This window comes from Myxococcus sp. AM011 (assembly GCF_013372595.1).
Lineage (GTDB): Bacteria > Myxococcota > Myxococcia > Myxococcales > Myxococcaceae > Myxococcus > Myxococcus eversor.
Window position 1 is genome coordinate 1 of record NZ_JABXEM010000326.1, and the last position, 11,591, is coordinate 11,591.

Consider the following 11,591-nt stretch of genomic DNA (forward strand, 5'->3'; position numbering starts at 1 on the left):
GGGTGGGTGTAGCCGCGCTCCGCCAGCGCGCGGCGGAGGGGCTCGGACAGGTTCATTTCGTCGAAGCCGATGTCCGCGATGTATTCGGCGGGACGCGTCGGTGCTTCGTCGGTGGCCGGGGTGCCCGGCTCGGTGGGCTCTTGGATGTCGCTCATCAAGCAGGGGCATAGCCCCTGCATTACCCTCTGGCAACAATCGCGGCACTTTGGGGTATGGAGCGCCCATGGCGAGTGGAGGGAAAAGAACCAAAGGAACGACTTCCCGGCCCCGGGCAAAGCGGGCGGCGGGCAGCGCGCCCGCCCAGACGGAGGTCGTCGAGGCGGAGGTGGAGGACCCCAGCGCCCAGGCAGCGCCGGACCCGGATTCCTTGGAGCCGGACGAGGCCGAGCTGGTTGACGCGGAGCCCGAGGTGGCGGTGGCCAGCAGGCCCGTGCCCTCCCGGGCCCTCGCCAAGTCGAGCGAATCAGCGCTCTCCAACCGGGACCCCCTCCAGGCCTACATGACGGAGGTGCAGCGCCACCCCCTGCTGACGCGCGAGGAGGAGCTGGAGCTGTCGCGTCACTACCGCGACACGGGCGATGTGCGCACCGCGTACCGGCTGGTGGCCTCCAACCTGCGACTGGTGGTGAAGCTGGCCCACGAGTACCACCGCAACCCGCTTTCCCTGTTGGATTTGGTCCAGGAGGGGAACATCGGGTTGATGCAGGCGGTGAAGAAGTACGACCCGGAGCGGGGCGTGAAGCTGAGCAGCTACGCGGCCTGGTGGATTCGGGCGTACATCCTTCGCTACATCATGGACAACTGGAAGATGGTGAAGCTGGGGACGACCGAGGCCCAGCGGAAGCTCTTCTTCAAGCTGCGCCAGGAGCAGGACAAGCTCGTGGCCCAGGGCTTCGAGGCCAGCCCCAAGCTCCTGGCGGAGCGGCTCAACGTCACCGAGCAGGACGTGGTGGAGATGGACCAGCGGCTCGGCCATGACGAGCTGTCCATCGACGCGCCGCTGGGTGGGGACGACGAGGGCTCGCGAGGCACGCGCGCGGACCGCTACCTGCCCTCGGGCGCCATCCCCGCCGACGAGCGGCTGGGCGCCGAGCAGCTCAAGGCCCTCTTCCGCGAGAAGCTCTCCGAGTTCTCCCGGACGCTGGAGGGCAAGGAGCGCTTCATCTTCGAGAACCGCCTCACCTCCGACGAGCCGCTCACCCTCCAGGACATCGGCGACAAGTACGGCGTCAGCCGGGAGCGCGCGCGGCAAATCGAGGCGGCGCTCATCCAGCGCATGCGCGAGTTCATGCGTGAACACATCCCCGACTTCGATTTGGTGGCCAACCCCAAGGGCTGACGGGGGCGGGAGCGCGCGGCGGGGGCGAGGAGCGGTATGCTCCCGCTGTCGCCACCGCTTCCTCCTGGGGGTCTTTCATGGGCCGCTTCTTCCGCGCCTCGGGCGTGTGTCTCGTCGTCGCCGCGCTGCTGACGCTCGCGGGTTGTGCCAGCTCGCTCCGGCAGAACTACCTGCGAGACAAGGCCGCGGACCACGTCTACGCCCGGCCGCTTCCGGACCTCTGGCCGGAGGTGAAGGCGCTCCTCAAGGATCAGGGCTACTCCTGGAAGGAGATGCAGGGCCGCTTCGTGCTGGAGACGGAGTGGCGCGACTCCGGGGGCGGGACGCTGGGACCCACCTCGTCCTCTCGCTTCCTGGTGGAGGGCCTCACGCTCGCCAACGGCGGCGCCATCCTCCGGGTGATGCGGGGCAACCGGGTGTCCCAGTCCATTGGCGTGGGCAACGTGGACCAGCGAATCGCCACGGGCGGCTCACAGCGCGCCCAGGAGGAGCAGGCCCAGGCCCGCCTCGACTCCACCACCAGCGGCGTGCTGCCCACGCAGCAGAACTACGCGCGGGACTTGGAGCTGGAGCTGCTGCTGCTCCAGCGAATCGACCCGGCCTCGGCCGCGAAGCTGGAGGCGGACGCCGTGAGCGCCCACCCCTGAGCCTTCGCTACTTCTTCCAGGGGCGGGAGATGACGCAGGCGTTGATGCCGCCCACGCCCATGGACAGCTTGCCCGCGCAGCCGGCGGGGGCATCCACGGCCTCGTCGAACACGAAGCGGCCGTGGACGCGCGAAATCTGCTGGTTGAGCTCCGTCTTCTTCAGCGGGGTGGGGAACACCTGCCCGCGTCCGTAGCCCAGGTACTGCGCCGTCAACTCCCAGCCGCCGCCCGCGGACATGCCGTGGCCGAACGTGCCCTTGCGCGCGGTGATGAGCACCGACTCGGGCAGCACGTCCCGCAGGTTCTGCACCTCCAGGTAGTCACCCGGCGTGGCGGTGGCGTGCAAGTCCCAGCTCCCCACGTCGGAGGGCTCGCAGCCCGCGGCGGCCAGCGCCTCGCGGATGGCCAGCGTGGGGCCTTCCTTGGACGGGGTGATGATGTGGTCCGCGTCCGCGGTGACGCCCACGGAGACGGGCTCCATGCCCAGCGGCTTGAAGCCCTTGGACGTGAAGTAGTCGTAGTCGCCCAGCACCCAGACCACCGCGCCTCCCGCGATGTGCGTGCCGCGCAGCGCGGTGAGGGGCTTGGAGATGGCGGCGTCGGCGGAGATGACGCGGGCGTTGTAGAAGCCGCCCACCACGAGCGGGCTGGGCGCCGCGTCCGTCATTCCCATGACGACGGCCTTCGCCTCACCCAACTGCAGCGAGTTCATGGCCAGCTTCAGTCCGTAGCCGAAGGACGAGCACGCGGCGACGGGAGCGAACGTCATGCCGGTGATTTGCCCCAGCATCGAAATCTGCGAGGCGGGCGTGTTGTGGATGTTCCACAGCACGTTGGAGGAGACGGCGTTCCAGGGCGGCTCCGGCGCCATCCACTTCTTCTGCAGCCGGGCGTTGCGGGTGCGCTTGTCCTTGATGACGGCCAGCTTCGCGGACTCCACGTCGGCGCCGTCCGGCACGCCGATGGCTTCGATGTCGCGCAGCTCCGCCAGGTACTCGCGCAGCTCCGTGGACTGGCCCGTCCAGAAGTGCCACCACGCGTCCTCGGCCTCGTCGCGGAGGCCTTCTTCCACCGACGACGGCTCCGGCGGCAGACCCGCCAACGGCTCGCGCGTCTCCAGCCACTTGCGCAGCACCGCGTTGCGCTCCGGCGCGGACCAGAAGCGGTCCCACCGGCGCTGGGCGCGGTACAGGTCCAACGAGATGGACTGGATGGTGGGCAAATCGCCCAGGCCGGTGCCCACGTAGACGTGCGCGCGGGGCCCCAGGGCCTGCAGCTCCTGCTCCAGGCCGGGGTTCTGCGCGAGCGACTGGATGAACGCGCCGATGGCGAACTGCGTCGGCTGGCCCATCTTCCGCTCCAACTGCGAGAAGCGGTTGGCGGGGAAGCGCTCGTCAATCCAGGGCTTGTAGTCGGCCAGATTGAAGTCCGGCGTGCCGACGAGGAAGTTGTCCGGCCCGAAGCCGTTGAAAGGGGACAGCCAGCTCTCGGAGGACGTGAGGTTCCTCTCGAACGCCTCGATGTTCCTGGACCGGGGGGCGACGACGCCCCAGCCGAAGATGCCAACTCTGCGCACGGTGTGACTTTCCTTGGCCGCTAGGGGGCGAGCGGCGCGATCTTCAAATTGTCGAAGTGGACCCGGCTCTTCCAGCCGGAGAATCCGAAGTACTGATTGCGCGTGCCTTCCAGGGGCGAGGCGTCCTGGAGGGTGAGGAAGGGCTGCCCGTCCAGTTCCCAGGAGAGGGTGCCCGAGCGCCGGGTGAGCTTGAAGTGGTGGCGCTTGCCGGGAACCACGAAGGCCCCGTCGCGCGACACGCGGTCCGGCGTGTGCTCGCTGCGGCGGGCGATGGCGGACTGCGTGTTGCGCCAGCCGCCGAAGATGAACACATAGCCCGTCGCCGTGTACTGCAGGCGCAGGTCTCCGGCGTAGAAGGAGCGACCGTCGCCCCACGCCTCGATTTTGATGTCGCCGTCCGGGCTGTCCGTCCACGCGTCGAACTCAATCGTCGCGTCGCGGGGGATGGGCCGCTTCAGCCACACGGGGCGGTTGTGGAGCAGCTCCACCACCAGCGCGCCGTCCACCAGCTTCGTGGCGGAGGGGTTGGTGACGTTCCACGCGTCTCCCAGCGTGTCGCGGTTGAAGTCGTCCGCGTACGGGCCCGGAGGAATCACGGGCGCGGCGGGGGCGACGCGGGCGGGCAGCCGGTCCGGCGTGTCCACGCGCAGGTTGTCGTAGAAGATTTGCGACTCGAAGCCGGACAGGCCCAGCCGGTCATTCCCCTGGCCCTTCAGGGGACGCGGGTCGTCGAACTCCAGGAAGGGCTCTCCGTCGATGCTCCAGCGCAGGAGCGAGCCGCGGCGTTCGATTCGCCAGTGGTACGTGCGGCCGGCCTGCACCGGCGTGCCGCGTGCCTCCACGCGCACGCGGGTGTCGTCCTTGAACACGGTGGCGATGTCGGCGGCCTCAATCTTGGCGCCGTCGTCCACCTTCTCACCCTGGGCACCGGCCTTGCGCGCCGCGCGACGCTTGAGCGAGTCGATGTTGGGCGCGCCCATGTCGAGCCGGCCAAGCACGGACAGGGAGTTGTTGAATCCGCCCTGCACCAGGATGTACCCGGAGCTGGGGTCCACGCCGTTGCCGAAGACCTCCACCCGGATGTCACCCTCGGGCAGCTCCGAGCGCACGTCGAACTCGATGGCCACGTCGTCCGGCAGCGGCGCCTGGAGCCACAGCGGGTTGTTCTTCACGCCCGGCGCCAACAGCTCGCCCTGAATCACCCGCCAGTAGCCGCCCGTGGAGAAGAAGTCCCGCTTCACCACGCCCGGGTCCGTGAAGTCCTGGGTGTAGGGCACTGTCGCCGTCACGTCCGCGTCGCCGCGGAACAGGGCGTAGTGGATGAGGGGGAACTGGATGACCAGAATCAGCGCGGCGAGCACGGCCCAGCCCCGGCGCGACATCCCTTCCGGCTTCACCCACACGCCGCTGGCGCCAGGCTCCTGCCGGGGGGCGGGCTCCGAGGGGGACTCCGGCTTCTTCTCCGACTCCTTGCGCCTGACCTGGCCCATCAATCCTTTGGGGGGAGAATTCTGGGGGGAAAGGCGGCGGAATGTACGCGCCACGACGCTGGAGGTAAAGCGCGGCCGGCGCCCGGAGGAGGTCGTCTACTTGACCCCCCAACGTTTCTCGAGCGCCCGCTGCTCCGCCTGCCGGAGCTTGAGGCGCTCCTTCTCCGCGCGCTGCTTCTCGGCCTCTTCGGGCGAGGCCCGCATGGCGAGCTGATAGACGGCGCCGGCGATGGCGAACAGGCCGGCGGCGATGATGACGCCCCAGGGCCTGCTGGCCACGGCGGCCACCAGCCCGCCGAACTGGTGCAGCGCCGCCAGCGCGCCGATGACGAGCACCCACCCGCCCACCGCGGAGGCTACCAGGGCGCTGACCACCCGGTGCAGGAGCGCGCCGACGAGGCCGCCGATGATGAACCCCGGCGCGAAGCCGAGCAGGAAGTCCTGCGGCCCGGCGATCTGCCCGGCCAGCAGGCCCAGCGGCACGCCCAGGCCCACGAAGGTGATTGCGGGCGGAAACAGGAAGCCCAGCGCCAGGAGCACCGCCGCGACGACGGAGGGCGCGCGCGGGTCCAGGTCCGGCAGGCCCAGCTTCGCGGTGATGGCACCCGTCCACACCAGCCCCAGGAGCGCGCCGATGGGCCCGGCCAGCACCCGGAACACCCGGGGGCCTCCGCCGACCAGCAGGAGCGTCACCCCGGCGACACAGCAGACGATGCCCGCCCACATGGGCAGCAGGCGGTAGATGCCGACCCAGCCCGACGGGTTGAGCTCCTGATAGGCCTTGAGGGCCTGAAGGAGGCCTTCCATGGCTCCAACTCCTTGCATTGCGGCGTACCCGACGTTGGCCCCTCAAGGGGCACGAGGGCGCCGACGATGTAGCTTAAGCGTAGCGGGTCAAGGCCAATAGCAGCAGCAGCACGAAGACGGCGGCGGCGAGCAGGGCGAAGCCGTAGAGGGCCTTCGGGGTGGAGGTGTGGCGCAGCAGTGCCTCGGCCTCGGCCCGGTCCTCGGGGCTGAGACTGCCCGCCAGCAGACGCTCGGCGTCGCGCCGTGCTCCGGCGACGTCTCCGGCCTCCTTGCGAGCCCAGGCCGCCCGGACCTCGGGAGAGCCGGGCTGCTCGGGCGTCTGTCCGCCTTTTGCCATGGGCCCGCTCTATACCGGGGAATGCGAGCACCCGTCGACGGTATATAGATGCGCTCTATGTCCGCGCGGCGTCTGACCCGTCGAAACCTCCTGCTCGGCTCCGCCGCGCTTGCTCCGCTGCTGGCGGGGCGTGCGCACGCGTTCGGCGAGAAGAATCGCTTCATCCCCGCGGTGGCGAAGCACGGCGGCCGCTGGGACTCGCGGCTGTCCGGCCTGCGGCGCATCGCCTGGGAGCTGCAGCGGCGCACGTCCGTCGAAGTGGTGCCGGACGCGCGGCCCTTCGCGCTGAGCAGCCCCGACCTCTTCGAGTACCCCTTCCTCTACTTCGGCGGCGACGGCGGCTTCCCCCCGCTCAACGACGCGGAGGTCGCGAACCTCAGGCGCTACCTGACGTACGGCGGCTTCATGCTCGCGGACGCCAATGACGGCAGCGATGGGGACGGCTTCGACGCCAGCTTCCGTCGGGAGATGGCGCGCGTGCTGCCGCAGAGTCCGCTGGCGGAAGTCCCCTCCGGACACGTGGTGTTCAAGTCCTTCTTCCTGCTGGACGCGGCGCCGGGCCGGCTGCTCAACAAGCCGCAGATGATGGCGGCCAACCTGGGCAAGCGCGCGGCGGTGCTCTACACGCAGAACGACGTGGCCGGGGCCTGGAGCCGCAACGAGTCCGGGGACTACGAGTTCGACGTGAGCCCCGGCGGCGAGCCGCAGCGGGAGTTGGCGGTGCGGCTGGGCATCAACGTGTGCATGTACGCCCTCTGCCTGGACTACAAGGACGACGCCGTCCACCTGCAGCTCATCCTCAACAAGCGGCGCTGAAGCACCGGCCCTACGCCAAGAGCCTGGATGAATTCCCCCACCTTCAACGCCTGGAAGCTCGTCAGCCTCTCTCCCCTGCCTTCGTGGGCGCTGGTGTTCCTCGCGCTCGGGTTGCTCCTGGGAGTGGCGCTGGCCGCCTGGGGCGTGCGTCGCGAGCCCTCGCGCGGACGTCGCGTCCTGCTGTGGGCGCTGCGCGTGGGCGCGGGCGTGGCCGCGCTCTTCTTCCTGCTGGAGCCCGGCATCCGCCATCTGCAGGTGGCGCGGATGAAGAACCGCGTCGCGGTGCTGGTGGACCGCTCCGCGTCCATGGGTTTCCCCTCGGAGCCCGGAGGCCCCACGCGCGCGGCGGAGGTGGCCACGTTCCTGGAGAAGGCCTCTCCGGCGCTCGCGGGACTCCAGGACCGCTTCACGGTGGAGATGTACGGGTTCGACCCGGAGCTGGCGCCGATAACTCCCGCGTCGCTGGCCAAGGAGCCGCCTCGCGCGGGCTCCACGGACCTGCTGGCCGCGCTGCGTGCGGCGGCGGGCGCGGGGCAGGGCGCGCGCAAGCTGTCGGGCGTGCTGCTGTTCAGCGATGGCGCGGACAACACGGAGTTGAAGGCGGGCGTGGTGGGCCGTGCGCGCGCGGCGCTGGCGGACCTGGGCGTTCCCGTCTCCACTTTCACCGTGGGCCAGGAGGCGCTGAAGGACCTGGCGATTGAAGGATTGAAGGTGGATGACTTCGCCTTCGTGCGCAACTCGCTCACGGTGGAGGCGGAGATTCACGGCCGCGGCTTCCGGGGCAAGGAGATTCCCGTCGTGCTCAGCCAGGAGGGCAAGACGGTGGCGAGCAAGACGGTGCGCCTGGAGACCAACGACGACGTGAAGCCGGTGTCCTTCACCTTCACGCCGGACCAGACGGGCCGCTTCGTCTACACGGTGACGGTGCCCACCTTCCCGGACGAGGCGGTGACGGACAACAACAGCCGCTCCTTCACGCTGAAGGTCATCAGAGACAGGGTGCGCGTGCTGCTGGTGGTGGGCCGGCCGTCCTGGGACGAGCGCTACCTGCGCGGCCTGTTGAAGCAGGACGCCAACGTGGACCTCATCTCGTTCTACATCCTGCGCACGCTGTCGGATGACCCGGGTGTGGTGAACGAGCGCGAGCTGTCCCTCATCCCGTTCCCCATGGAGGAGATTTTCGACACGAAGCTGGACACCTTCGACGTCGTCATCTTCCAGAACTTCGGGCACGCGGACCCATCGCTCTCCATCGCCGAGTACGAGCGCAACCTGGAGCGCTACATCCACAACGGCGGCGCCTTCGTGATGATTGGCGGCGACAGCGTGCTGGGTGAAGGCCGGGCCACCATGCCCACGCTGATGGAGGCCCTGCCCGTGGCCGCCGCGGGCCCCGCCAACGTGGAGCCCTTCACCGCGCGCCTGACGCCGGAGGGCCTGCGCCACCCGGTGACGGCCATCGGCTCCGGCGCGTCCAGCACCGAGGCCGCGTGGGGCGAGCTGCCGCCGATTCCGGGCGCCAACCTCACGTACGCGCGCCCTGGCGCCACCGTGTTGCTGGAGCATCCGCATCTCACGGCGAACGGGAAGAACGCGCCGCTCGTCGCCGTCTGGGACTACGGCCGGGGCCGGGCGCTGGTCATGGCCACGGATGCGTCGTGGTACTGGGCCTTCGCCGCGCATCGGGATGGCTCGCCCAACCGCGCGTATGACCGCTTCTGGGGCAATGCGCTGCGGTGGCTGGTGAGGGACCCGGACCTGACGACGCTGAAGGTGACGGCGGACCCGCCGTCGGTGGAGCCGGGGCGTCCGGTGGCCGTGGTGGTGCAGGCGCGCAGCGCGGACTACCAGCCCGCGCAGGACGCGCAGGTGCGGGTGGAGCTGTTCTCGGTGGCGACGCAGAAGCCGGTGGCGGTGCAGACGGGCGCCACGGGGCCGGACGGTGTGGTGCGCCTGGAGTTCGCGCCGCCGGACCCGGGGCCGTACAAGCTGCTCGCGACGGCGAAGAAGGGCGAGACGGACCTGGGCAAGGGCGAGGACGCGGTGGCGGTGCGCGCCGTGGGGCCGGAGCTGTCGGACGCGTCCGTGCGGCCGGAGTTGATGGAGCAGATCGCCAAGGTGACGGGCGGCAAGGCGTACAAGCTGCCTCAAGACGGGCTGCCGGACATGCCGCTGTTGGACCCTCCCGTGGTGGAGGTGGGGCGCGCGAAGGACCAGCCGCTGTGGGACCGCTGGTACTACCTCGTGGCGCTCATCGGCCTGCTCGGCGCGGAGTGGTTCGCGCGGCGCCGCTTCGGCTACGTCTGAGTCGCGCGGGGCGTGCCCGCGAGCATGGAATAGGGGCTGCTGGGGAGCGTTCGCCAGGTGCGATAGAGAGGGGACTCCCAAAGTCCCTTCCTGGAGCCTGGAGCCCCCGTGCGTCACGTCCTCGCGCTTCTCCTCGTCGTCCTGCCGCTGTCCCCGGCCTTCGCGCAATCACTGCCCGCCGACTTCGACGCCACCATCGAAAAGGCGATGAAGACCTTCGATGTGCCGGGCGTGGCCCTGGCCGTGGTGAAGGACGGCAAGGTGGTGCTCGCCAAGGGCTACGGCGTGCGCAAGCTCGGAGACAAGACGCCGGTGACGGCGGACACGCTGTTCGGCATCGCCTCCAACAGCAAGGCCTTCACTGCGGCGGCGCTGGCGATGCTCGTCGAGGAGGGCAAGCTCCAGTGGGATGACCGCGTCGTCGACCACCTGCCGTCGTTCCAGATGCATGATGCGTACGTCACCCGTGAGCTGACGATTCGGGACTTGCTCGTCCACCGCAGCGGGCTGGGGCTGGGCGCGGGAGACCTGCTGTACTTCCCGCAGTCCACCTTCACGGAGGACGAGATTGTCTCCAAGCTCCGCCACATCCCCCCGGCAACGAGCTTCCGCAGCCGCTACGCGTACGACAACATCCTCTACCTCGTGGCGGGCAAGGTCATCGAGAAGGTGAGCGGCCGTCACTGGCGCGACTTCGTGCGCGAGCGCATCTTCGTGCCGGTGGGCATGCGCGATAGCAGCACGCTCTTCAAGGCCCTGCGGGTGAGCGGCAACGTCGCCACGCCGCACGCGAAGGCGGACGGTGTGCTCAAGGCGATTGCTCCCATGGGCTTCGAGAACAACTCGCCCGCGGCGGCCATCAACTCCAGCGTCAACGACTTGTCCAAGTGGATGCTGACGCAACTGGCCCAGGGCGTGATTCCGGGCACCGATGGCAAGAAGCGGCTGTTCAGCGAGGCGCAGTCGAAGGAGATGTGGGCGGCGCAGACGGTGATGACTGTCACCGAGCCCTCCAAGCCCCTGGCGGCGCTGCGCGCGAACTTCGCGGCGTATGGGCTGGGCTGGTCGCTGCGCGACTACCGGGGCTACAAGCTGGTGGGCCATGGCGGCGCGCTGCCGGGCTACTACTCACGGGTGATGCTGGTGCCGGAGCTGGGGCTGGGCATCGTCGTGCTGACGAACCAGGAGGAGCGCGGCACGCTGGAGGTGCCGGTGTGGACGGTGCTGGACGCGTTCATGGGCGCGCCCGCGACGGACTGGGTCGCCGCGTTCAAGGCGGACGACGACGCGAAGAAGGCCAAGGCGGAGGAGAAGGTCGCGGGCCTGCAAGCGGGGCGGAAGACGGAGAGCAAGCCGTCGCTGCCGCTGGACGCGTATGCGGGGAAGTTCCGCGACGCGTGGTATGGCGACGTGACGTTCACGCGCGAGGCGGAGAAGCTGATGCTGCGCTTCAGCAAGACGCCGAGCCTCGTGGGCGAGCTGGAGCACTGGCAATACGACACCTTCGTCGCGCGCTGGAAGGACCGCTCGCTCAACGCCGATGCCTTCGTGTCCTTCTCGCTGAAGCCGGACGGCACGGTGGGCGAGATGCGGATGCAGCCGGTGTCGCCGCTCACCGACTTCAGCTTCGACTTCCAGGACCTGCTCTTCACGCCCGTGAAGGAGACCCCCGCCGCTGTCGCGCGGCCGGTGCACTGACTTCGGCCCGGGCGCTGCCCGCCTGGCGTTACTTCCAGGCGGGGGCGCTCACGAGGCCGCGAGCTTACGGCTGCTGCTTCTCCACCACACCGCACGCGATGCGGCCACCGGCGTCGCCCGTGGGGTCGGTCTGGTAGTCGTCTTCCTTCGTGTGGATGACGACCGCGGAGCCGTCCTTGTCGAACAGCGCCTTCACGGTGAGCCCGTTCTGGGAGAACGTGTCGAACTGCACCTTGCCGTCCTGGCCCACGTAGAGGTTGGGCAGGTCGCCCACGTGCTTGCCCTTGGGCGCCATCATCCCGTGCGCCTTCTTCGTCGGGTTGAAGTGGCTGCCCGCCGTCTTGAACTCCGGCGCCTCGCACTTGCCCGTCTCGTGGATGTGGAAGGCATGCTGACCGGGAGGCAGGTCATGCAGTTCGCCCTTGATGACCACGCCGTGCTTGGTCTGCTCGAAGGTGACCTCGCCCACGTCCTTGCCCTGCGCGTCCTTCACCGTCGCCTTCGCCATCTCTCCCGGCGGAATCATCTTCTTCGCGGGCGCGGGCGCGGGCGCCATGGCGGGGGCCGCCTGCGC

At 69.5% G+C, this 11,591-nt stretch carries 10 protein-coding genes; 5 read left to right on the top strand and 5 right to left on the bottom strand.

Annotated elements, in window-relative coordinates:
* Nucleotides 1–223 precede the first annotated feature (223 nt).
* Nucleotides 224–1,339 (top strand): RNA polymerase factor sigma-32, encoded by a 1,116-nt coding sequence (locus tag HUW62_RS41620; RefSeq protein WP_163865487.1) that lies wholly within the window; start codon nucleotides 224–226, stop codon nucleotides 1,337–1,339.
* 77 nt (nucleotides 1,340–1,416) lie between these two features.
* Nucleotides 1,417–1,986 carry a hypothetical protein gene (locus HUW62_RS41625; protein ID WP_163865486.1) on the top strand — a complete coding sequence of 190 codons (570 nt, stop codon included), beginning with the start codon at nucleotides 1,417–1,419 and terminating at the stop codon, nucleotides 1,984–1,986.
* A 7-nt stretch (nucleotides 1,987–1,993) separates the two neighbouring features.
* Here HUW62_RS41625 and HUW62_RS41630 read toward each other — a convergent pair whose 3' ends face one another.
* The 4 genes from HUW62_RS41630 to HUW62_RS41645 form a co-directional block, all read right to left on the bottom strand.
* Entirely contained in the window at nucleotides 1,994–3,562 is a 1,569-nt protein-coding gene (locus tag HUW62_RS41630; protein WP_163865485.1) for a beta-ketoacyl synthase N-terminal-like domain-containing protein, read from the bottom strand.
* 20 nt (nucleotides 3,563–3,582) lie between these two features.
* Nucleotides 3,583–5,052: a hypothetical protein gene (locus tag HUW62_RS41635; protein ID WP_176437583.1), complete on the bottom strand. Its 1,470-nt coding sequence runs from the start codon at nucleotides 5,050–5,052 to the stop codon at nucleotides 3,583–3,585.
* A 96-nt stretch (nucleotides 5,053–5,148) separates the two neighbouring features.
* Entirely contained in the window at nucleotides 5,149–5,859 is a 711-nt protein-coding gene (locus tag HUW62_RS41640) for a hypothetical protein (protein WP_176437584.1), read from the bottom strand.
* 73 nt (nucleotides 5,860–5,932) lie between these two features.
* Nucleotides 5,933–6,196, bottom strand: coding sequence for a molecular chaperone DnaJ (locus tag HUW62_RS41645; RefSeq protein WP_163865482.1), 264 nt, complete (start codon nucleotides 6,194–6,196; stop codon nucleotides 5,933–5,935).
* A 57-nt stretch (nucleotides 6,197–6,253) separates the two neighbouring features.
* On the opposite strand from HUW62_RS41645, the gene HUW62_RS41650 reads away from it, so the two are divergent.
* The 3 genes from HUW62_RS41650 to HUW62_RS41660 all read left to right on the top strand — a co-directional run bounded on the left by HUW62_RS41650 (nucleotide 6,254) and on the right by HUW62_RS41660 (nucleotide 11,017).
* On the top strand, nucleotides 6,254–7,012 hold the full coding sequence (locus HUW62_RS41650) for a DUF4159 domain-containing protein (RefSeq protein WP_163865481.1): 759 nt from the start codon (nucleotides 6,254–6,256) through the stop codon (nucleotides 7,010–7,012).
* Between the two features lie 27 nt (nucleotides 7,013–7,039).
* Nucleotides 7,040–9,319 (top strand): glutamine amidotransferase, encoded by a 2,280-nt coding sequence (locus tag HUW62_RS41655; RefSeq protein WP_163865480.1) that lies wholly within the window; start codon nucleotides 7,040–7,042, stop codon nucleotides 9,317–9,319.
* Nucleotides 9,320–9,427: 108 nt separating this feature from the next.
* Nucleotides 9,428–11,017, top strand: coding sequence for a serine hydrolase (locus HUW62_RS41660; RefSeq protein WP_176437585.1), 1,590 nt, complete (start codon nucleotides 9,428–9,430; stop codon nucleotides 11,015–11,017).
* Between the two features lie 64 nt (nucleotides 11,018–11,081).
* On the opposite strand, the gene HUW62_RS41665 is transcribed toward HUW62_RS41660, so the two are convergent.
* The coding region (locus HUW62_RS41665; RefSeq protein WP_176437586.1) for a superoxide dismutase family protein at nucleotides 11,082–11,591 on the bottom strand (510 nt) is incomplete at its 5' end.

Coding starts and splice junctions, on each gene's coding strand:
- HUW62_RS41620 (WP_163865487.1), top strand. CDS start 224: ATGGCGAGTGGAGGGAAAAGAACCAAAGGAACGACTTCCCGGCCCCGG.
- HUW62_RS41625 (WP_163865486.1), top strand. CDS start 1,417: ATGGGCCGCTTCTTCCGCGCCTCGGGCGTGTGTCTCGTCGTCGCCGCG.
- HUW62_RS41635 (WP_176437583.1), bottom strand. CDS start 5,052: ATGGGCCAGGTCAGGCGCAAGGAGTCGGAGAAGAAGCCGGAGTCCCCC.
- HUW62_RS41640 (WP_176437584.1), bottom strand. CDS start 5,859: ATGGAAGGCCTCCTTCAGGCCCTCAAGGCCTATCAGGAGCTCAACCCG.
- HUW62_RS41645 (WP_163865482.1), bottom strand. CDS start 6,196: ATGGCAAAAGGCGGACAGACGCCCGAGCAGCCCGGCTCTCCCGAGGTC.
- HUW62_RS41650 (WP_163865481.1), top strand. CDS start 6,254: ATGTCCGCGCGGCGTCTGACCCGTCGAAACCTCCTGCTCGGCTCCGCC.
- HUW62_RS41655 (WP_163865480.1), top strand. CDS start 7,040: ATGAATTCCCCCACCTTCAACGCCTGGAAGCTCGTCAGCCTCTCTCCC.